This is a genomic window from Oscillatoria sp. HE19RPO (assembly GCF_024220515.1).
Taxonomy (GTDB): Bacteria; Cyanobacteriota; Cyanobacteriia; order Cyanobacteriales; family Laspinemataceae; genus Laspinema.
Genome location: NZ_JAMXOT010000128.1, coordinates 1 through 21955, shown reverse-complemented (window position 1 = coordinate 21955; position 21955 = coordinate 1). Strand labels below are relative to the sequence as shown.

The window sequence follows — 21955 nt, the reverse complement described above, 5'->3', positions numbered from 1 at the left end:
CTTTATTCATAGAGTTTTACCTTAAGCAAGCCGATTTACTATTTTAGACATTATAGAATGGCCCATCATTAAATGGTGCACACCCGATGATTGCCTTTTTGTCAAGTACATTTTATACCAAATTAGATGAGCTTACCCTGAGATTAGGAGGGTTGTAATGGCTCGATTTCAGCTATTTGATGGGGTTAAACTCACTGAAGCAATTCCCTTAACCGATGGGGGAGTGGCGCAGGTAGAAACCGTTGGCACAATTGTGGAAGTTTTAGGAGAGGGAAAGGCTTATATTGTCGAATTGTTTGGGGGTTGGGTTAAGTACGATGAAAAGGGTAATTTTGTGTCAGCGGCTCAGGATGAAGCTGATTCGTTTATGGAGACAATCGGGGTGGAAACTGTTTATCCTCATCAATTCGTTTTAACAATTCCTGCTCGTGAAACGATGGGAGGGAGAGGTTGCTGAAATTAGAACATATTATGGAGATGGAAGTGCGGGAGTTGATGAGTTTTATAGATGAAAAATAGCCTGATGCTGCTGTAATGGAAAAAAAGAGTTAGTAAAAAACCTCGAATTGGTAAATTAATTATGACCCAGCTAAATATTTCGCTACCTGAATCTATTCAATTTTTTATTGAGCAACAAGTGGCTCAAGGAAACTATGGTACAGTTAATGACTATATCCTGCATTTAATTCTTCAAGAACAAGCAAAGATTGCGCGAGTCGAACCCCTATTATTGGAAGGATTGGATAGTGGTGAATTTATGGAAGTAACAGATGAGTGGTGGGAGACAAAACGCTCTCAATTGGTGCAAAAAATTCAGGACACGCAAGCAAGAATGACGAAGAAGATTTTTATCACCCCAAAAGCAAGTCAGGATATAGATATAATTTTTCTTACATTACCCAAAACAACTCGGATGCAGCATTGCGGTTTTTTGACGCAGTACGTCAGACATTAGCTAGATTAGGTCAAATGTCGGGTATGGGTCGTCTTTATCCAGTGAATAATCCCCGTTTGGAAGGTTTGCGGAAATGGTCTGTGAAGGGATTTGACAACTATTTAATTTTTTATCTAACGTTTGAGGACTATATTGAAATTGTGCGAATTCTTCACGCTGTACGAGATATTGAGACAATTTTAGACCAAGACGAAGGGGAATAAATATGACATTTACACGAGGAGTTATGGTCAAATTGAACAGGATGAAGCATTTTATGAGTCGCCACAGGTTACAATGGAGAGGTTGCTGAAGTTATAACATATTATGGAGATGGAAGTGCGTGAGTTGATGAGTTTTATAGATAAAAAATGAAAGTTAGAGAAGTTATTAAAATGTTAGAATATGATGGTTGGTATTTAGCCAGAACAAAGGGCAGTCATCGTCAATTTAAACACCCAGAAAAAGCGGGAACTGTTACAGTCTCAGGTAATTTAGGGGTTGATATGCCAATTGGTACGCTAAAAAATGTTTTGCGGCAAGCTCAACTAGAAGAGGAGGAAGAGTAATGCGTTATGCGGTTGTAATTGAAAAAGGTGAAACTAGCTACGGCGCTTATGTTCCCGATTTACCTGGATGTGTAGCTGTAGCTGAAAGTTTAGCAGAGGTAAGGAGTTTAATTAAAGAGGCGATCGCATTTCATCTAGAAGGTCTACAAGAGGATGGTTTTACTATTCCTGAACCTGTTTCTATTTGTGAATATGTGGAAGCTTGATCAACGCGCGTGGGGTGAAAGACGGCACTCTAGCTTATCTGGGTAAAAGGCGATCGCAATCAACGGTTTCTCTTTAAAACGGATTTAGCCGCGAGTCAAGTTGAGATTTCTGACGATGCGTTTATTCTTAAAGGAGAAGAGGCAGAAGCCTACCTGCAACGGATTACTGATCCGCCAAAATTGAGCCGGTTGACCGTTTCAGACTTTCGGCAGCGATTTCTTCCGGAGAAAAGGGGGCGTTTGAGATTGCAGACATGGATTACGGCGATCGCACCAGAGTACAGTAGCCTTATTTTATCTGGACTTGGGCCATTCCTACGGTTTGATATGTTTTTGTAAGAATTCCCCTAATGCTTCCTTACTCATTTTGTCTTCCACCACATCCAGAACCATCTGGTATGTCGCATCTGCTGACAAGTCGAGGCGGTATCCGTTGATTCTGAGGAACGTCAACATTACCGCTAAGGCAGTGCGTTTGTTGCCATCGACAAAGGGATGATTCTTTGCCAGATGGTAAAGGTACGCGGCTGCTTGTTCTGGTAGGGTAGGATGCAGAAACTGTCCGCCAAAGGTAGCTTGAGGTTGAGCTAGTGCGGAGTCGAGTAACCCTTCGTCTCTGATCCCAGAAGTGCCGCCAAATTTGTGTAGTTGACGGTTGTGGATATCCAGAACTTCGGACATTTCAATAAATCTAGGAGTCTGCAAGGCGACGGAAAACCTCCTCCCATTCTTGTTCGACGGCTAAATAAGCCTCCCAGACTTCTTCTTTGGAGGCATAGGTAAATAAGGGTTGGTCTGCCGATCGCCCTTGTTCGTTGGAGTTACTATTTTCTGGAGTGGATTCGGTGCGATCGCCTCCTTCCTCCCTATGCTCCTCAATCATTTCTGTGAATTCTACAGGTTTTGTTGCAGCTTTTGCAAACACCGGATTCCCATCATGCTTACTAATCCTAGCCACTTCTTGACTAAATTTTGCTAAGACGCCAAACAGGATATTTTTCCATTCTCCCCCTCTTCCAATTTGATGTACTGTATATTTTGCACAGCCTGGATTGTCAAAACATACTTCAGTTTTATCTAAAAAATGAGTTTTCAAATCGGGCAATTCTTGCTTAACCCTAGATGGAAAATCCAGGAGCAAGGTGATAAACTTTTGTTGTTCTGCTCCAGTCAGACTTCTTGAAAACTCTACAGTATGGGTATGGGTTTGAACTGAACCATCCTTGGAACCTTTATTAGGACGCCGTTTTAAATCAGTTAAGGTGTATTTAGGTCTCATTGTTCCTTTCACCTATCCTATAGGTTTGAACTCAGCAACTTGATTTAAAAAATCGAAAGCCGCACTAGAAAACCAGATTCGTTCCGCTCTAAATTGCCCCTGAACTAGGGGTTCTATTCGAGCCTCTTTTCTATCAAAGAGATATTTTAATTCTACCACAGGTAAGGATATTTCTATGACGGTATATTCTAAGGTTTCAGCATGGGGGGCTAAACTGGCAAAGAACCAGGCAACATCTAAATCCAACGCTGTATAGAGTCCTGGCCCTAATTGGACTGGGTTAACTTGTAAGTTCAGCAGGCGCTCAGAATTTAAGCCGTTATTGAGAATATCCAAGGCACTATAAACATCTGTTCCATGATAGAGGGTTATAGTCGTCACAGTTTCTCAGCTAACTCCAGTAAATATTTAAACGAACACAGCAGCAGGATTATAGTTGATTTTTAGAGAAATCCCTTGGCGAGGAACATTCCAGAGAAATCCCCCTGGTTGGTGTTCAAGTCTTGCTTAGGGAGGTTTGGTTAATCTGATAAAGATAACGACTGAAGTCGTTACTACAAACAGGAAGAAGATTAGCCCGCCTGCGCGGGCTTTGGCGGGCTATGTTTCTACACCTTAGCCACTTGAAGAAAAACGAATTTTCAGATAGTCATCTTCCATTTTTGCGCCGGAAGGTTGTAAGGCGGCCAAGGCTTGGGGTAGCACCAAATTCCGGCGATGATTACCTATGGTAATATTCAACTCATCGGCGCTTTTACTGAGTTGAATTTGGTCTTTGGGAATCCCTGGCAAATACAGTTCTAAACTGTATTCATTCTGGTTTTGCACCACGCGGACGGTGGTTTCTTTGTAGTAAACCTGGCTGGGGTCTTCATCTTTGCCGTACAGGGTTTCTTTGAGGCGATCGAGCGCTTCTAAGCCGCACATTTCCTCAGAATAAAGGGGAACCTCTTTTACGGGTAAGGGATGGAAATTTTCGTGAATTTCCTTTCGGTACTCGGTTTGATTTTCTTTCCAGCGTTGGAAGAATGGGTCAGTGACTGTTTCGGGAATAATCCGGTTGGCGACAATCAAATCCGTGGCTACGTTATATAAGCTCAAATAGGCATGAGCACGCAGAGATTCTTTAATCACCATTTTTTCGGGGTTGGTGACTAAGCGGACGGAGGTTTGGGTATTATCAGTTAATACCTTTTCTAATGCCTCAATTTGTTCATAAAACTCATAAGGCGCATCCATCACTTCTTTATCCGGGAGGGAAAATCCGGCGATCGGGCGGAAGATGGGTTCGACGAAGGGTCGCAGCGCTACGGATATGCCTTGGAAGGGTTTATAAAATCGTCTCATGTACCAGCCACCGACTTCAGGTAAGCTGAGTAAGCGCAGGGCGGTTCCCGTGGGTGCAGAGTCAATAATGAGGACATCGTAGAAGCCTTCGTCATAATGCCGTTTCATCCGCACAAGACCGAAGATTTCATCCATTCCGGGTAAAATGGCGAGTTCTTCGGCTTGAATCCCTTCGAGTCCTCTGGCTTGCAAAACTTGGGTAATATAGCGTTTGACGGACCCCCAGTTGGCTTCTAATTCGATGAGTGCATCAAGTTCTGCACCCCACAGGTTCTCTCGAACTAGGCGCGGTTCATGACCTAATTCCATGTCAAAGCTATCGGCCAAGGAATGCGCTGGGTCGGTACTCAATACTAAGGTTTTATAGCCTAATTCGGCACATTGTAATCCGGTGGCAGCGGCAACGGATGTTTTACCCACGCCGCCTTTGCCGGTCATTAAAATTAATCGCATGGATCTTTCTACCCCTGCCTGAGAATTGTTAACATCTCTTTACTTTAACGGTTTTTTCCCGAAACCTGTGGTTTGAAGTGCTGTTTGAGGACATCGAGGCGGGAGATATCCCAGTAATCGATATGGGAGATGATTTTTCCCTCGGGGTTGAGTTGTAATTCACTGCGTCCAGGAATGGCAATCCGGGGTTGCCAGAGGAGGGGGGTGGTCCAATTCAGGGTCCAGCGGGTTTCGATGGTGTCGTCCTCGATGCGGCGAATGTCGTGTAAGTCCATTTTGATTTGTTTAAACCAGGTGGACATGAAGCCAATCATCTGCCGATAGCGATCGCACCCGCGAAATTCGGTCATCGGGTCTTTGAAATAAACCGTTTCGCTATAAAGGCTATAGGTCTGATTTTCGGGAAACTGTTGATAGTCTTGTTTGAGAATTTCAATAATGTCCATAAAGCCCAGAGAATTGCAGCAATTTTTAAGAGTACAGGACTTACCCAATTTTTAACATTAAATGCTAAATGTAGAGGCGATTCGCGAATCGCCTCTACATTTAGCATTTACGCATAAACCCAGGATGTTGTAGGGTTGATTCGCGAATCAACCCTACATTTAGGGTTTGACTGGAGCAATAATAAACCCCCAGCAATTGCCAGGGGTTTATGGAAAAGGTGATTCAATTGAAGGATTAAGAAAGAAGTTTCACCCCTTCAATTTCTAACCTTTATGCAAACCATTCTTCGACGGCTTCTTCCTTGGTGTTGGTCCGACGAGCAGGGGTGACCCGATTGAAGTTCATGTGAATCTCGCGGGTTTGTTCTCCGTCGGAGGCGACTGCGACGATCGGGTAGTCGATGATGCCATCTTGGAAGGACATCTGGAAGCGGAAGGTCCCATCTGCATTCAGTTTGATGGGGCGTCCGCCAATGGTGACGGTGGCATCGGGTTCGGTGGCACCGTAGACGATCAATTCGGCATCAGCAACCAGCCAGAATTTGCGAGGACGATTCGGGGGTGCGGAGGCGAATCCTGCACCGGACATATTCATGCCGACTCCGGACATATTCATGCCGATACCGGAAGCGGTCGGAACGGCCCACATTCCCACACCGGAGGGGAAGACGTAGGAACTGAGGGACTGTTCGGGGGCCATCGAACCGGGAACGTGCTGCATGGACCCGAACAGGGAACCGGCAACGCGCTGAGATTCGGCAGTTTCGGTCATGCCAAAGATTTCGTCGTAAATGGCGTTGGGGCTGGTTGCGACTGGGGCTTTCTTGCTGGGGGGTACCAGTTGCATGAAGGTTTTGCCGCGCAGCTCTTCTTCCCATTCGATGGTGAGGAAGTGGTCTTCAATCCAGTCGGAGGGATAAACCGGGGGAATGTGGACGAGGGCGGAACGGGAGAGGACTAACCAACGGCCATCAGCACAACGGTAGCCGATATCTACGACGTAATCGCGATCGCTGACAGGAATCGGTAAGTACCATTCCCGTGCGAGTTCGTCGCAAGGATATTCCTGAATGCTGTGGGGGCTTTGGTTTTCGATATTGATGTCGGTGACATCGTATAGGCGCAGGGCTAGTTGTTGGCCCCCTTGACGGCGCATTTCTTCTTTGTTGGTGTTGGGAATATCCCAGTAGCTATAGGCCCATTGGGGATCGCGAGGTAACAGCATGATGCGGCTTTCACCGTAACCACCCGGTAAATCGCCGAGTCCTTCATCGACTGAGGCGAGAGTTCCACCTGTGCGATCTTCTTGACCCAGTTCAAATTTTGCTGCTTCCACTTCTTCCTGTGCCTCCAATGTACGAGTTTGTTCTACGGAAATCTTGGTGCGTTGTTTTTCTTGAATGGATGCCAGAAGTTGAGATTTTCTCATCCGGCTATAACGAGAGATTCCACATTCACTTGCAACTCGGCGGAGTTGCCGTAAAGTCATCTCTTCTAATGGGGGTCGTTCTTTTGCCATTGTTCTCTTGGCCTCCTAAATTTCGGCTATACGGCAGGTGGATTGCTTCCAATTTCAAAATTTCTCGTTGTGGTTAAATTGGTTCGAGAAATTTAGTTCGGAATGTTAGTTAGCCTTGCCTGTAGATGAGCGATCGCGATCCTCCTTCCCTATCATTAAGTTTTTATGGAGGGACGAATCCCTAGTTAATTAAGTGAATGGAATTTGCAGGCCGGATCATAAAACGGTTGCCTTACGATTTGCCCAGTTCATAAAAATTAGCTGCGGCTCGATCGCCGATCGCGTTTTTATTTGCCCCTGCACATTCGGTCCTGCTAGACGGTCTTGAGATTTGGATTTCCCCTGTGTTTTCTTCCACCCATCTCAATCAGAGGTCCTGATTTGGAGTGGGTGGGTGAAATCAACCGGGATGAGTCCATTTCCCTCGATTGTTCCTCGCTTAATGCGGGGATTTGCAGTTACCCGAATGTGCCCGACCAATGTTTCCCGAAGTTGAGTGTCTTCATCCCAAATGGTGTTGACTCTCGATTGGGTCCCTGGGCTGTTGAGTACAGCTTTTTTTTGGGATCGTGGGGGATCGCTTGGTTATGTCTATGTTGCCGAAAAGATTTGATAGGGTCAAGGGGGTACGGCAGGTGTTTCTAGGCCAATCTCCGGGTTATTACGGATTTACAAGCAGTTCGGGGATCGTAATGTCATGAATTCTTGATATAACCTCGGGATCGGGGATCGAGTCCCAGGGGGGTAATGTCAGGATTTGATGACATTTGAGTGGCGATCGGTCTTAAGCCTTATGGAGTGGGAGATTTGGTCGTTGGTCGTTGGTCGTTGGTCATTGGTCGTTGGTCATTGGTCCTTGGTCCCTCGTTACAGGGATCTGCCCTGTAATGCCCTCTTGGAGGCTCTGCCTCCAGGTCCCAACCCGGTGCTTAAGTTACGGATTGAGCTTGTCATGGCTGTGCCATGACACGCGGGATAACGACTGAAGTCGGGACGTTGAACGGGGGAAGAGAACGACTGAAGTCGGGACGTTGAACATCGGGACGGGAACGACTGAAGTCGGGACGTTGAACAGGAATGCGGTTTTGGATGTTAACGAAGAAAAAAATAACCGATGGGGTGGGTCTCCATCGGTTTAAATCTAGACTGAATTAGGATTTAGGGTAGGATTATCCAGTCGCGAATCCGCCATTGACCGTCTTCGCGAACAAACTGATACTGAACTCGTAAATTGTCATCACGAGTGTTGCTGAGTTGTCCATTTTCAAATAACCGGGCGGTTTCACTCACCTGAGCTTCGATAGTGGCGCGGTTGGGGTCTGTGGGACTCATTTCAACGCCGGTTTCTTGAATAGTGTGGTCATATTCCCAATACCAATTTTCCTGACGGGCGGCTTCGGCGCGGCGTTGCCACAAGGAGAGGGCGGGGTCCATCAAGATTTCCGGTAATTGTTCCACCTGATGGGTGCTGCCGAGGGCGGAGGATTTGATGGTGAACCATTTTTGCAGGACGCCTTGGGCGATCGCCTCGTTGATAGGTCCCGTTGCGCCGAGTTCTGCCGGGGTGGGTTGGGTGGCGATCGGAATGGCGGATTGATCTAGCTGAATGCTCAGTTGTTCTCCCCGTAACGATGGCCCTCCTTGAAATAATCCAGCCACCCAGCGCAGGGAGTTAATCAGTAACCACAGCAGCAATAATCCCAGTAATCCACCGACGCCTAACAAAATCAACCGTTCTAGTTTGGGGTTTTTGCCTTTAGCGCCAGTACGTCCGACGCCACTGCGACGGGATGGCGGGGTTTCAATGGGCTCCAAACCTCGGACTCGGGCGGCGATGGGTAATTTGCTGCGATCGTCGCGTTTGCCATTTCCGGAGGCACTGCGGTCCTCACTGGGACGAGGGCGATCGCTAATTCTCCCTGCACTAGAAGTCTCTGCATTGGAACTGGTGCGAATCGCTGTGGGAAGGGTCGCTAGGGATACGGCAGAGGAAGACAAACTCGGATTTTTGCCCAGTGTCCCATTGCTAGACCCATTACTATCCAACCGCAAGGTAGTAAAGGCCGAGTCCCGTCTGGGGGAGGGTTGCGGTAATCCAATGGTGACCGGATTCGGTGGCGGTGGTACAACCATCCACTCGTTCACTTCATCGGCAGTTGTCTCGGGGAGGGCCTCTAAATACGCCTGCACCTGTTCATCGGCAAAATAATCTTTCAAGGATGCCTGTGCCGATGCCAAATCCCGGAAATGGGGAAAGACCTCGGATTGTAGCCACCGTTCCGCGTACAAGCACAATCCGGGCAGCAAATCCGGTGAATTCCGAGAATTTTCCCGAATAAAAGTCAGGGTTTCCTGTTCCTGAGTGAGTTCTAGGGATTGAGCCGCATCCTCCGTTTGTCCCAATAGCAGGGAACAGACGGATTGTTCTAGGTGGACATCCTGCCGTCGCCCTAAATGGGTCAACAGCATTTGACCTCGACGGATCAGGGCCGGTTGGCGGGCGGCAAATCCTCGCGCCACGAGGGCATAAACGGCGAGGTAGGTGGCAACAGCGGAGGGACGACGGGCTTCGGCTTCAAATAATTCTTGCTGTTCAGCGGCGGTGAGGTGGCTTCTGAGTTGTTGAATGAACCGTAAAAAATCATCTACGGATAACCCAGAGCGATCGTCTCCAGTGCCATCAATTCCGCCCCGTTCCTGCAACATATCTTGCAAGAGTTGCAACCCATGCTGACGCTCTTTGCTTCGGGTTTCGGGGAGGGCCAATAGTTCTAAAATCCGGTAGGGTCGGAGTTTGTAGAGGTCCGCTTGCATTTCTCCGCGCACTGCGGGAAAGAGTCCTTCGCGCAAGAGCATTTCTTGGCCGTTTTCTAGGGAGATGGCGGCATTTTCATATTTACCCCCCTGCCATTGTTCCCGACCGAGTTCTAAACAGGCCAGGGCTAAGGTGAGGATAATATCCGCCTCAACCAGTTTGGGGTCCCCAAACCGGCCATTTTTTAAACTAATGTTGCTACCGCTGAGGACTGGCAGTCCGAGTTTCAACACGAGTTCATATTCTCCAAGTTCTTGGAGAATCAGCAACGAACCGATGAAGCCTTCCGAGGGAACATCGATGCTTGGAGTATTGGGGTCGAGGTAGGAGTCAGTTGACTCTAGTCCCCCTCTTCCTGTGGACGAGTCAGCCCCAGCCGAGTCTAATTCAGAGGCTTTGGCAAGAAAGCTGGCATCATATTTTTGACGCTCCTCGGGATCGCTCAGAACGGTATAGGCTTCGTCAATGAGTTGTCTGCGAGCACTTGTGGCGACTTCAGAATATTCCCGCCTTGGGAGTTGCTCTTTGCGATCGCGATGGGCCTGCTTGAGCTGTTCAGCATAGCCAGGGGTTTCGACCCCAGGTACCTGAATTGGCAGGCCGAGAATCCGGTAATAATCGAGTGGCACTAGCACAATCTACTTCCCCTGCTTGATGAGCAACCAGACAAACCAATAGCAGCAAATATAAACGACTAAAAGAGTCCGATAATTATAGCCTTTAGTTTCTATGATAAAAGGTTTCAGAGTTATCTTATCTGGAGAATTGCGGCGTACTCCAAGGTTGAGCGAGGGTTCTGCCCGGGTGGGGAGGGTTTGCGTGGCTTGCCCGGTGTTGGCTTCTATTTAACAAGGTCCAGGGAGCTTCGTCAACATAGGGGCCAATTCTGTTGGGGTTTTCGGGGGCAGTTGTCCTAACCCCTATAAGCGATCGAACCTTTATGGTATGATGTTTGGCCTAGTGGCGATGCTGGTGGATTAATCCCTGATTGGGATAAAACAAGAGGGATTAAAATCAATTTAAAGCAAAAACCCGCACCCTCAAGGGTGGGGCTATACGGGCAAAGCCTGCCTACGCAGGCTAAAGCGAGAAAACCGACTTTTTACTACCGGATTTGGGGTTAAACCCACGCAATTCGCGTTTCTTCCGAGGTTTCGACCCTCGGGTTCCAAGCTACCAGGAGACTTTGATGATTCAGGAACGGACTTTACCAACATTTGACGTAAGCACCGTGCAACTGTCGAAAGAAGACGGTTTGATGTTGTACGAAGATATGGTTTTAGGGCGCTTCTTTGAGGACAAATGCGCCGAGATGTACTACCGAGGCCGAATGTTTGGTTTTGTCCACCTCTACAATGGACAGGAGGCGGTCTCAACCGGGGTGATCCGGGCGATGAGACGGGATTGGGATTATGTTTGTAGCACCTACCGGGATCACGTTCATGCTCTGAGTGCGGGGGTACCGGCTAGACAGGTGATGGCGGAGTTATTCGGCAAGGCAACGGGATGCAGCAAGGGCCGTGGGGGTTCTATGCACTTGTTCTCGGGAGAGCATAATTTGTTGGGCGGTTTTGCATTTGTGGCGGAAGGCATTCCGGTGGCCACTGGGGCCGCGTTTCAAAGCAAGTATCGTCGCGAAGCGATGGGAGATGAGAGTTCGGACAGTGTGTCGGCTTGTTTCTTTGGCGATGGGGCTTGTAATAATGGGCAGTTTTTTGAGTGTTTGAATATGGCGGCACTCTGGAAGTTGCCCATTATTTATGTGGTAGAAAATAATAAATGGGCGATCGGGATGGCCCACGAACGGGCTACTTCTGAACCGGAAATTTATAAGAAGGCGGCGGCGTTTGGGATGGCTGGCGTCGAAGTGGATGGGATGGATGTTTTGGCGGTTCGGACTGCGGCATTAGAAGCGGTGGAACGCGCCCGCGCTGGAGAGGGTCCTACTCTGATTGAAGCGATGACCTATCGGTTCCGGGGTCACTCTCTGGCGGACCCGGATGAACTTCGCAGCAAGGAAGAAAAGGAATTTTGGTTGTCTCGGGACCCGATTAAGCGCTTGAGTGCCTATCTGACGGAGAAAAATTTGGCAACGGCTGAGGAACTCAAGGAGATTGAGAATAAAATCCAAGCGATCGTGGATGAGTCGGTGCAGTTTGCGGAAAATAGTCCCGAACCGGACCCCTCGGAGTTATATCGCTATGTGTTTGCGGAAGATTAGGCGGTTGTAAGTTAATTTCGGCTATTTCTCAGAGGGGGTGCGAGAATGCGCCCCTTTTTTTGGCTTGGCTTTAGGGGCGATCGCCTCTCATCCCTAATCTGGGTATCAAAAGTCGTTTCAATTTCATCTCCGGTTCCCTCTCCTGTGTCTTTAGGGCTGTTTCATTCTAAAATTTTCCCGACACCGTAAGCTTTACAGCCCAAGGGTTTTCGGCCTGATTTCTTAAGTTGAAACTAAAAAATAGGAAACCACCCCGTCCCTTCGGGACACCCCTCCAAGGGAGGGGAATCAGCCCCAAAATTCCCCTCCCTTGGAGGGGTGCCCCGAAGGGGCGGGGTGGTAAATCCCCTCATGAGGAGGGGTCCACTGAGTTGCGCTCCTTTTAACAGATCTCTGAGTACCGTATTGTGTATCATCCGGAATCCGATACTCATGAGATCTGCAAAACCCTTTTAAAACAAAAAAGCTGCAACCTTTGCAGCATCAAGGTTACAGCTTTTTTAAACCCTAGGCTTGTGAGCGGGTTAGGGTCGCGTCTCAGTGAGGAAGGGAAAGAAAGAGGCTCAGTTTAACCCAACCGTTATCCCGATAGTTTTCCGCTTTTTTCAAGATAAAACTCCAGGAAAAAGGGTTAGAACAAGGCCAACCGTTTTATCAAAAAATTATTCAGTGTCAGTTAACTTTCCTAAGAAGTCTTGGGCTTTTTCAGCTAAACCCGGTCCAGGATTTTCATTTCGATATTCAGAAAGATTTTCTTCGTAGGCTTTCTCTTCTGTGTGGATATTTTTGGCTTCGGTTAGCATTTCTTCGTAGGCTTCTTCTCGGCTCTTTAACTGATTGTCCCGTTCGTTGTTATCGATTTTATATTCTTCTTTGACTAATCTGGAATCTAAGCCGGTTGCGGCTTGGCTGGGATGCGCGAAGGCAAAAGCACCGGAAACGCTGATGAAGGTGAAGGCACAGGCGATCGCCATCAGTCCCAAGCGGACTTGTTTTAAAGCGGATAAAATGCGTTGCATATCTAATGACCTCTTGATTGGGGAACTTGTAAAACGAGAATTGGGTTATATTTAGCATCCTAGGATACCGTTGCAGGCTCTTACATCTACCGCGAGATAGATTAAAGTCGGTCCTGGGTTGTCCAGGGTAGATAAGGTTAACGTTTGAGTGCGATCGCCTTTTTTCAAGTCACAGATTAAACTGCTCCATAAACCGCCGATCAATCCAATCTTTCCAAGTCCAAATTAACCGCAACGGTCCTAATCCAAATTTCCCTCGGGAGGCAACGGCTTTTCCAGTTCCGGTGCCAATTAAGGTTAAAAATTGCTGTTGGGGATGATAAGAAATTAAAGGTTTATCCTGTAAACTTCGACAGAGATTTTCAAATAAAGGTGTTCCCTGACGCACGGCAAAGACTCCCGCTTTGGGTCGCGGATTGTTGAGCAAGGTGGCAATATCTCCAGAAGCAAAGATGGTAGAATGAGAAATAGATTGTAACTGGTCATTAACTTGGATAAACCCGCGATTATCCGTGGATAGTCCCGAGGCGGATATCCAATCTGGTGCAGAGGCTTGAGTCACCCAAAATACTCGATCGCACTCGATTTGTAAACCAGATTCACAGTCTAGTTTTAGGCGTTCGGACGGCTGCTTTTCTAACCGAGTAACCGTTTGGTTCAGGTGCAGATGAATTCCCCTCTCCTGCATCAGTTGGGTTAAGGTTCGAGCAGCATAGGGACTGTGACTGGAGAGAATATGACTGCTACGATGAAAGAGATGATATTCTATATTTTTGCGGTATTTTGGAGATAATATTTTGTTGAGATGAGCTTGAATCGATAAGGTTAATTCGACCCCTCCAGCACCTCCTCCGACGGTTGCTAAACTGCGGGATTTTTCAGGGGACTGCATGATTTCTTCTCGGAATTGCTGCCAGGATTCTAATAATTTGGGGACGGGTTTAGCGGGAATGGCATAAGTGGCGGCACCGGGGACATTGAGGGTGGCAGGAGTGCTACCGATATCAATGGAGAGAACATCAAAGGGGATGGGGGGACGGTTGGCGCAGAGGACTTGGTTTTGCTGTAAATCTAGAGCAATGGCGCGATCGCAATAAAATTCGGCCTGCGCTAACTTTGCCAAGGGTTTCAAATCGATATGTGCTTCCTCAAAGGTATAAAACCCCGCCAAATAACCGGGTAACATTCCGGAATAGGGAGTCTGTAGCACATCGCTAATTAGGGTAATGCGAATTCCAGGCAGGGGAGACTTGGCAAACTCTCGCAAGGCGATCGCATGACTGTGACCCCCACCGATTAAAACAAGGTGTTTCATGATTCTGGGAGTAGTTGCAGGATTCGAGGTAATCACGTCGGAAATCTGACATCGCACATCAAGACTTGACCGCATTCATTTTACTCTACTTCATTTTCTGGCAACTTTATCCATCATTGAGGGCAGGAAATGATAGGATGAGACAGAACTAGATTGCTCAAAAAACTGCGTCAATCTTCTGGAGTTGCCATCTTATCCCGTCTTATGAAATCAACTAACGAACTGCTAAGAAACCGAGTAGAAAAAGCCCTAATCGCTGCCTTTGGAGAAGAAATGGCCGGGACTGACCCGGTTTTAGTGCCGACGACGAATCCCAAATTTGGCGATTATCAAGCCAATTTAGCCATGTCTTTGGCCAAGCCTTTAAAGCAAAAACCCCGGGATATTGCCCAAAAAATCATCGACAATATCGATGTCTCAGAATTTTGTGAACCGCCGGAAATTGCCGGACCGGGATTTATTAATTTTACCCTAAAACCGAGCTACTTAGAACAGCAACTTGCGGCTATTGAAGGGGATGAACGATTAGGTATTGAACCCGTGAGTCATCCGCAACGAGTGGTGGTGGATTTTTCGAGTCCGAACATTGCCAAAGAAATGCACGTGGGACATTTGCGATCTACGATTATTGGAGATAGCATCGCCCGAGTTTTAGAGTTTTGGGGACATGATGTCTTGCGCCTCAATCATGTAGGAGATTGGGGGACGCAATTTGGGATGTTGATTACCTATTTGCGGGAAGTATCTCCGGATGCTTTAACTACGGCGAATGCCTTGGATTTAGGGGATTTAGTGGCTTTTTATAAGAAGGCGAAAAAGCGCTTTGATGAGGATGAGGAATTCCGGGAAGTTTCTCGGCAGCAAGTGGTCAAGTTGCAAGCAGGCGATCGCGAGGCAATCCGCGCCTGGGAACTGCTGTGTGAACAATCCCGCCAGGAGTTCCAAAAAATTTATAATTTGCTGGATATTCAGCTAACTGAACGGGGAGAATCTTTCTATAATCCTTTGCTTTCTAAAGTCGTAGAAGATTTAGAGACTCAAGGATTATTAGTGGAAGACCAAGGTGCAAAATGCGTCTTTTTAGAGGGATTTACCAACAAAGAAGGGGAACCACAACCGTTAATTGTCCAGAAGACCAATGGGGGATATAATTATGCCACCACTGACCTCGCGGCATTGCGGTATCGGATTGAAGAGGATGGGTGCGATCGCATCATCTATGTCACCGATAGTGGTCAATCCACCCACTTTGCTCAATTCTTCCAAGTTGCTAGACGCGCCGGTTGGATTCCCGACAATATTGAAGTCGTTCATATCCCCTTTGGATTAGTTTTAGGAGAAGGCGGCAAGAAACTCAAAACCCGCGAAGGCGACACCATTCGCCTGCGGGATTTATTAGATGAAGCCGTCCTCCGTGCGCGCGCTCAACTCGAAAGCATTATCCAAGAAGAAGGCCGTTCCGAAACGGAAGAATTCATCGAAAATGTCTCCCGGGTTGTCGGAATTGGTGCGGTAAAATATGCCGACCTCAGTCAAAATCGGAGCAGTAGCTATATCTTTAGCTACGATAAAATGCTCTCCCTGCAAGGCAATACGGCTCCCTATATGCTCTATGCCTTCGTGCGAATTCAGGGAATCAGTCGTCAAGGCAATATCGATTTTGACAATCTCAGTTCTGATATTCAGATTCAATTGAAAGAAGAAACCGAATTAGCCTTAGCCAAACATATCCTCAGCTTAAGTGAAGTCCTCAAAGAAGTAGAAAAAGAACTGTTGCCGAATCGTCTCTGTGAGTACCTCTATCAACTCAGTAAGAAGTTCAATCAGTTCTATGAAAACTGTCCTGTGTTACAAGCAGAAGAACCGCAGCGCACCTCCCGGTTATTGCTCTGTGATTTGGCAGCAAAAACATTAAAACTTGGGTTATCTTTATTAGGAATGCAACTCATTGACCGAATGTAACCCTGGGGTGCGTCAGAGCCTAAAGTTGGGTTCCTGATGCACCCAATTCCATCAACTTCTATTCGTGTGAATCATGTCCTACGATATCTTATGTCGATTTCTGATTGATGAATTTAGCCGGGACTTTGCCACATTGTTTATGGGAAAACCCATCGATTTAACGATTTTGAGTCCCAAAGAACTCTCCGTAGAACCCATTCGCGCCGATTCTCTGATTCTCTTCCAGTCCGAAGACTCGGTATTGCATATAGAATTCCAAACCGACCCGGATCAAGAGATTCCCTTCCGCATGGCCGACTATCGCCTACGCGGGTATCGACGCTTTCGGGACAAAGATATGCGCCAGGTGGTGATTTACCTCAGAAAAACCAATTCGCCATTGGTCCATCAAACCGAATTTATTCTCCCGCAAATGACCCATCGATTTGAGGTCATCCGTCTATGGGAACAACCCACCGAACTGTTTTTAAATGCACCAGGTTTACTTCCCTTTGCTGCCTTAACCCGCACAGAAAATCCCGAGGAGGTGTTAACCGAAGTTGCTCAATTGATTGAACGCATCGACAACCGACAACAACAGGCCAATTTAGTTGCTGCTTCTTCAGTTCTAGCTGGGTTAGTATTAGATCGAGAGTTAATTAACAGGATTCTCCGGAGGGACATTATGCGTGAGTCACCCATTTATCAGGACATTTTAGCCGAAGGTCGCCAGGAAGGTCGCCAGGAAGGTCGCCAGGAAGGTCGCCAGGAAGGTCGCCAGGAAGGTCGCCAGGAAGGTCGCCAGGAAGCGATCGCCGAAATTGCCAGGAATTTACTGCTCAGTGGAATGTCTGTGGAACAAATCATGAATGTCACGGGGTTAACCCGAGAACGAGTTGAGCAATTGACTAACCGCGATTCCGAGTAAGTCGCTGGATCCGGTTCAGTTGAAAAGTTGGGTAAAAATGCCTGGATTCGATGCCAATGCAGGGATGAAAGGCATTTTTATTTAAACTTATCAACAGAGTTAATCTATCGTTGTAGAATTCTATTATTGCTATGCGTGAATCATCCATTTATCAAGATATTTTTGCCGAAGGGTTCGAGATTGGTTTCCAGGAAAGTTTCGAGATTGATTTCCAGGAAGGTTTCGAGATTGGTTTCAAAGAAGGTTTCGAGATTGGTTTCAAAGAAGGACTAGAAGAAGGACGCCAGGAAACGATCGCCAAAATTGCCAGGAATCTACTGCTCACTGGAATGTCCGTGGAACAAATCATCACTGTCACCGGATTAACCCGAGAACGAATTGAGCAACTGACTAACCGCGATTCCGAGTAAGGCACTGGATCCGGTTCAGTTTAAAAGTTGGATAAAAATGCCTGGATTCAATGCTAATGCAGGAATGCCAGACATTTTTCTTTAAACGTATCCCCACTTACCCACGGAGTGAATCCATCGTTGTAGACTTCTATAATGGCAGAATAAAATGCCCTTTTAAGGAGTTTCTTAAATGAGTTTAGCGATACTATTCAGTTTGGGAATTTGTACCGGATTGCTGGCAGGACTGTTTGGATTAGGCGGTGGAATTTTGATTGTCCCCGTCTTAAACCTCTGGGGATTTCCCGTAGTAACTGCCGCCGCCACGAGTTTAATTGGGGTGTTTTTAACCGCCCTTTCTGGCACAATTCGATATAGTTGGACGAACCAGTTAAACTGGCAAAATGCTTTACAAATTGCTCTATTTGGGGTTCCGGCGGTCCAAATGGGAGCTTGGCTGGCTCGTCATCTTCCCAATAGTTGGTTGGCTATTTCTTTTTCCCTGTTATTATTAGTCGCTATTTATTTAATGGGGTTAAGAAAAACCTTGATTGATACAGAAACTTTTGCCATTTTACTCGACTCAGACTCGGACGAGGGAACTCGCCAAAATCAGACGGGTTCCCGGTGGGAGTTTGCCAAAATTGGGGGCCTCGGGGGGGCGATCGCCGGATTATTTGGCATTGGCGGTGGCATTGTCATGGTTCCCTTACAAGTCTTACTCCTGGGAGAATCCATCGCCTCCGCAGTCCCGACAACCCTTGCTGCTGTTACAGCGATCGCCGCTTCCGGTTTAGCGCAATATGCCTGGAATGGCAATGTCTTGTGGATTCCCGGTTTATGTATCGGTTGCGGTGGCATCCTCGGGGTGCAACTCGGGACCCGCCTCCTCCCTCACCTCAGCGCCACCCTAATTAATACCCTCTTCCGCCTCATCCTATTTATCTTATCTTTGTACATGATGCGCCAAGGGTTAGTCAGCTCAATGTGATAAATCCCGGGACTATTTGTTGGCTATTGACGATCGCCCCCCAACCGAGATAATATAATCCAAACCTAATCAGATAAATTGCCATGTCTACCCTGTTAATTCAACTCCTTGTAATTGGATTAGTTGCCGGTGTCGCCGGTGGAATGTTTGGCATTGGTGGGGGTGCGATTATGGTCCCCGCAATGGTTCTAGTGCTGTCATTAGACCAAAAATTGGCAACGGGAACCTCTATTGCTGCTCAAATTTTACCCATTGGATTATTAGGTGCAATGGTCTATTATAAAAATGGCAATTTAAACTTTAAGTATGCAGCCGTAATTGCCTTAGGTTTAATCATTGGCAATTATTTTGGAGCATTATTTGCCAATCAACCCTTTATCAGTAGCGAATTCATGAAAAAACTCTATGGTGCTTTCTTGTTCCTTCTCGGGTTTAGATATTTGTTTCCTAATTTGTTTACCCGGTAATGTTTGTGAAACCCACACCCTAAAGGGTGGAGGCTCACAGGACGAAGCCTGCCTACGCAGGCTGTTCAATAAAAACGACTTTGGACAACTGGATTTGATAGTATAGATTAAATTGATAGAAATAGCGAGAGAAAATTAAATGAGTTTAAGACAGTTTTCCGAGGGATTTCTGTGGGGTGCGGCAACTGCTGCTTATCAAATTGAAGGCGCTTGGAATGAAGATGGCAAAGGGGAAAGTATCTGGGACCGCTTCACCCATCGCCAGCATACCATTCTGAATGGGGATAACGGGGATATCGCTTGCAATCACTATCATAAAATGCCGGAAGATGTGGCATTGATGCAGGCATTGGGGTTACAAACCTATCGCTTTTCTCTCTCTTGGCCGAGAATTCTACCGGAAGGTAGAGGTCAAGTCAATGCCAAAGGATTGGAGTTTTACGATCGCCTCGTAGATCACCTCCTCGAAGCCAGCATTATCCCCAATATTACCTTAAATCACTGGGACTTACCCCAAACCCTTCAAGAAATGGGGGGATGGGTGAATCGGGAAAGTATAGATTGGTTTGCGGACTATGCGCGAGTGGTGTTTGAGAAATTAGGCGATCGCGTTCCTTTGTGGACCACTCACAATGAACCCGCAGTGCTCGCCTTTATGGGATATGCCTTCGGGAACTTTGCTCCCGCGATAGCAGACTATTCCCAAGCGTATCAAACCTCACATCACCTGCTGGTTGCTCATGGAAAAGCCGTCCAACTGTTTCGAGAAGGCAACTATCACGGTGAAATCGGCATTGTGCTGAGTGTGAATCACTATCAACCCGCCAGCGATCGCCAAGAGGACATCGCCGCCTGTCAGCGAATGTATCAAACCAGTACCGCCTTATTTGCTGACCCTCTATTCAAAGGAAAGTATCCAGAACCTTTATTCAACTGGATTGGTTGCCATGCACCGAAAATAGAAACCGGAGATTTGGAACTCATCTCGACCCCCATCGACTTTGTAGGGATTAACTATTATTTTACCCTAAATGTGGCCTTTGCTCAATGGGGAGGATTATTCAAATTAGATTCTACCCAAGTTTCTGCACCGGGTTGGGGTCAAACCGAGATGGGATGGGGAGTCAATCCGCCCGGATTAACCTCAGTCTTGTTAGATTTTAAAAACCACTATGGCAATCCGAAACTCTATATTACCGAAGGCGGTTGTGCCTTTTTAGATACGCCCAATTATGAGGGATTTGTGGAAGATTGGGGGCGTATTAATTACTTGCGATCGCATTTGATTGCCGCTCATAATGCCATTGCCGATGGGGTGAATTTACAGGGATATTATGTCTGGAGTTTGATGGATAACTTTGAATGGGCTCATGGATTGTCCCCCCGCTTTGGATTAGTTCGCGTCGAATTTGACAGCGGTAAACGCATTCCCAAACAAAGTGCCTGGTGGTATCGCGAAGTCATGAACCGAAATGGGGTAGAGGAGTGAAATCTGATACCCTTCGCAAGTTATGGCTTTAACCTTTAAAATTTGATAAACTGTAGGGAATTAGGTTCAGCCTGAATCCTCACCCCATTGTAAGCAGGAGAGCGGATAAATGACACCGATGAAATACCCAATCGAGCAAACCGATCCGCCGCGATCGCCGAGAGAAACACTGCCGACAATGTACGATTTACCCAGTGAAAATCCGGAGGAACCCGGTTTGCCTGATGAATTTCACGCTTTACAACCTGAATTACTGCGTCTAACGTTTCAACCTCCCAACTCTCCACCGGGGGAAATCTTTGTTGGGACTGACATGAACCTCTATTATAACGTGCGTCATCCCAACTGGTACAAACGACCAGATTGGTTTGCAGTGGTGGGAGTCCCCCGGTTGTATGACGGCACGGATTTGCGATTGAGTTATGTCATCTGGCAAGAAGGAATTAGTCCATTGGTGGTAGTGGAATTAATTTCTCCGGGAACGGAAAGCGAGGACCTCGGACAAACAACACGCCAACCCAACCAACCTCCGACAAAATGGGAAGTTTACGAACGGATTTTAAAAGTTCCCTATTATGTCGTGTTTGATCGCTATACGAATCAACTGCGCGTTTTTATACTAAACGGCGCTGGTTATCAACCCGTAGAATTCATAGAACCCAAAATTTGGATTCCGACCCTGGAATTGGGAATCGGATTGTGGCAAGGTAGCTATCAAGGTATTGATCGCCTGTGGTTGCGCTGGTATGACGCTGGGGATAACTGGATTCCCATACCGCAAGAAAAAGAAGCGATCGCCCAACACCAGGCACAAATCGCCCAACAGCAAGCACAAATCGCCCAACAGCAAGCACAAACCGCCCAACAGCAAGCACAAACCGCCCAACAGCAAGCACAAACCGCCCAACAGCAGGCACAAACCGAACGCCAACGCGCCGAAACCGAACACCAACGCGCCGAAACCGAACGCCAACGCGCTGAGGCAGCAGAAGCGCGATTGCAGCAGATGCAACAGCGGATGCGAGAGTTAGGAATCGATCCCGATACTCTAGGCGAAGGATAAATTTAGTTGCAGAGATCGCAATTTCTGGAGTCTGGAAATTGCGATCGCCTAGATTGAGAATAAACCTAAATATTCAACAAGGGATAGGGAGAAAGTCAAATCCATGATGAATGTAACCGAACTCAAAGTAAATTTACCTCCGGGCTTGTCTGAAGATGAAGCTAAACTGTTTCTAGCAATAAAACTTTATGAAATTGGCAAAGCATCCCTGGGTCAAGCAGCACAATTAGCCGGATATTCCAAACGAAGCTTTATGGAAATTTTAGGGAGATACCAAGTTCCCATTTTTGCCTATTCTCCAAAAGAATTGCGAGAAGAATTGGGATTATGAGTTTTGGAAACACAGGAGGCGATCGCCTGTTCCGTACCCAGCAAAGCCCCCTCTCCTTACCAGGCTAAGTTTTTTACACTCATAGTGATTTGCCTTAGGGGATTCCAACAAATAAATCATCCTTGCTTTGATGCGATCGCACCTAACAAGGCTCTTTTAGCCCGCGCAGGCACCGCTTTGTCCGTGTAGCCCCAGGCTTGAGCCTGCGGGTTTTTTGAAGGTTTTATTTTTTG

23 protein-coding genes are annotated in these 21955 nt (G+C 47.0%); 14 read left to right on the top strand and 9 right to left on the bottom strand.

Going from position 1 to position 21955, the window contains the following annotated elements; translation table 11 throughout:
• Positions 1–157: 157 nt before the first annotated feature.
• The 5 genes from NG833_RS12220 to NG833_RS12200 all read left to right on the top strand — a co-directional run bounded on the left by NG833_RS12220 (position 158) and on the right by NG833_RS12200 (position 1709).
• On the top strand, positions 158–457 hold the full coding sequence (locus tag NG833_RS12220; RefSeq protein WP_254565564.1) for a DUF4926 domain-containing protein: 300 nt from the start codon (positions 158–160) through the stop codon (positions 455–457).
• A gap of 123 nt (positions 458–580) precedes the next feature.
• Positions 581–955, top strand: coding sequence for a hypothetical protein (locus NG833_RS12215; RefSeq protein WP_254565567.1), 375 nt, complete (start codon positions 581–583; stop codon positions 953–955).
• On the top strand, positions 922–1158 hold the full coding sequence (locus tag NG833_RS12210; RefSeq protein ID WP_375293905.1) for a type II toxin-antitoxin system RelE/ParE family toxin: 237 nt from the start codon (positions 922–924) through the stop codon (positions 1156–1158). The genes NG833_RS12215 and NG833_RS12210 overlap by 34 nt, the downstream gene beginning before the upstream one ends.
• A 147-nt stretch (positions 1159–1305) precedes the next feature.
• Positions 1306–1503: a type II toxin-antitoxin system HicA family toxin gene (locus NG833_RS12205; RefSeq protein ID WP_254565563.1), complete on the top strand. Its 198-nt coding sequence runs from the start codon at positions 1306–1308 to the stop codon at positions 1501–1503.
• Positions 1503–1709 (top strand): type II toxin-antitoxin system HicB family antitoxin, encoded by a 207-nt coding sequence (locus NG833_RS12200; protein WP_254565562.1) that lies wholly within the window; start codon positions 1503–1505, stop codon positions 1707–1709. Before NG833_RS12205 ends, NG833_RS12200 begins: the two co-directional genes overlap by 1 nt.
• A gap of 315 nt (positions 1710–2024) precedes the next feature.
• On the opposite strand, the gene NG833_RS12195 is transcribed toward NG833_RS12200, so the two are convergent.
• From NG833_RS12195 to NG833_RS12165, 7 genes are all read right to left on the bottom strand, one after another.
• Positions 2025–2390: a type II toxin-antitoxin system death-on-curing family toxin gene (locus NG833_RS12195; protein WP_309143849.1), complete on the bottom strand. Its 366-nt coding sequence runs from the start codon at positions 2388–2390 to the stop codon at positions 2025–2027.
• A 10-nt stretch (positions 2391–2400) separates the two neighbouring features.
• Positions 2401–2988, bottom strand: coding sequence for a hypothetical protein (locus NG833_RS12190; RefSeq protein WP_254565560.1), 588 nt, complete (start codon positions 2986–2988; stop codon positions 2401–2403).
• A gap of 12 nt (positions 2989–3000) precedes the next feature.
• Positions 3001–3369, bottom strand: coding sequence for a hypothetical protein (locus tag NG833_RS12185; protein WP_254565559.1), 369 nt, complete (start codon positions 3367–3369; stop codon positions 3001–3003).
• 234 nt (positions 3370–3603) lie between these two features.
• Positions 3604–4788 carry a TRC40/GET3/ArsA family transport-energizing ATPase gene (locus NG833_RS12180; protein WP_254565558.1) on the bottom strand — a complete coding sequence of 395 codons (1185 nt, stop codon included), beginning with the start codon at positions 4786–4788 and terminating at the stop codon, positions 3604–3606.
• A 44-nt stretch (positions 4789–4832) separates the two neighbouring features.
• Positions 4833–5234 carry a DUF2358 domain-containing protein gene (locus tag NG833_RS12175; protein WP_254565557.1) on the bottom strand — a complete coding sequence of 134 codons (402 nt, stop codon included), beginning with the start codon at positions 5232–5234 and terminating at the stop codon, positions 4833–4835.
• Between the two features lie 271 nt (positions 5235–5505).
• Entirely contained in the window at positions 5506–6753 is a 1248-nt protein-coding gene (locus NG833_RS12170) for a DUF4912 domain-containing protein (protein ID WP_254565556.1), read from the bottom strand.
• 1158 nt (positions 6754–7911) lie between these two features.
• Complete coding sequence (locus NG833_RS12165) at positions 7912–10203, bottom strand: IMS domain-containing protein (protein WP_254565555.1); 2292 nt, start codon at positions 10201–10203, stop codon at positions 7912–7914.
• A 554-nt stretch (positions 10204–10757) separates the two neighbouring features.
• On the opposite strand from NG833_RS12165, the gene pdhA reads away from it, so the two are divergent.
• Entirely contained in the window at positions 10758–11789 is a 1032-nt protein-coding gene (gene pdhA / locus NG833_RS12160; protein ID WP_254565554.1) for a pyruvate dehydrogenase (acetyl-transferring) E1 component subunit alpha, read from the top strand.
• Between the two features lie 662 nt (positions 11790–12451).
• Here pdhA and NG833_RS12155 read toward each other — a convergent pair.
• Positions 12452–12808, bottom strand: a complete 357-nt coding sequence (locus tag NG833_RS12155; protein WP_254565553.1) for a hypothetical protein — start codon at positions 12806–12808, stop codon at positions 12452–12454.
• A 169-nt stretch (positions 12809–12977) separates the two neighbouring features.
• Positions 12978–14123: an FAD-dependent oxidoreductase gene (locus tag NG833_RS12150; protein WP_254565552.1), complete on the bottom strand. Its 1146-nt coding sequence runs from the start codon at positions 14121–14123 to the stop codon at positions 12978–12980.
• A 204-nt stretch (positions 14124–14327) separates the two neighbouring features.
• Between NG833_RS12150 and argS the strand changes: the two genes are divergently transcribed.
• From argS to NG833_RS12110, 8 genes are all read left to right on the top strand, one after another.
• The gene (gene argS, locus NG833_RS12145) at positions 14328–16085 is read left to right on the top strand and encodes an arginine--tRNA ligase (RefSeq protein ID WP_254565551.1); all 1758 of its coding nucleotides are present in this window, start codon (positions 14328–14330) and stop codon (positions 16083–16085) included.
• 73 nt (positions 16086–16158) lie between these two features.
• Complete coding sequence (locus NG833_RS12140) at positions 16159–16992, top strand: Rpn family recombination-promoting nuclease/putative transposase (RefSeq protein WP_254565550.1); 834 nt, start codon at positions 16159–16161, stop codon at positions 16990–16992.
• A 131-nt stretch (positions 16993–17123) separates the two neighbouring features.
• Positions 17124–17402: a hypothetical protein gene (locus NG833_RS12135; RefSeq protein WP_254565549.1), complete on the top strand. Its 279-nt coding sequence runs from the start codon at positions 17124–17126 to the stop codon at positions 17400–17402.
• Between the two features lie 172 nt (positions 17403–17574).
• The gene (locus NG833_RS12130; protein WP_254565548.1) at positions 17575–18372 is read left to right on the top strand and encodes a sulfite exporter TauE/SafE family protein; all 798 of its coding nucleotides are present in this window, start codon (positions 17575–17577) and stop codon (positions 18370–18372) included.
• 83 nt (positions 18373–18455) lie between these two features.
• On the top strand, positions 18456–18839 hold the full coding sequence (locus tag NG833_RS12125; RefSeq protein WP_254565547.1) for a sulfite exporter TauE/SafE family protein: 384 nt from the start codon (positions 18456–18458) through the stop codon (positions 18837–18839).
• A 139-nt stretch (positions 18840–18978) separates the two neighbouring features.
• On the top strand, positions 18979–20328 hold the full coding sequence (locus NG833_RS12120; protein WP_254565546.1) for a GH1 family beta-glucosidase: 1350 nt from the start codon (positions 18979–18981) through the stop codon (positions 20326–20328).
• Positions 20329–20446: 118 nt separating this feature from the next.
• The gene (locus tag NG833_RS12115) at positions 20447–21391 is read left to right on the top strand and encodes a Uma2 family endonuclease (RefSeq protein WP_254565565.1); all 945 of its coding nucleotides are present in this window, start codon (positions 20447–20449) and stop codon (positions 21389–21391) included.
• 103 nt (positions 21392–21494) lie between these two features.
• Positions 21495–21722, top strand: coding sequence for a UPF0175 family protein (locus tag NG833_RS12110; RefSeq protein WP_254565545.1), 228 nt, complete (start codon positions 21495–21497; stop codon positions 21720–21722).
• Positions 21723–21955: the final 233 nt, after the last annotated feature.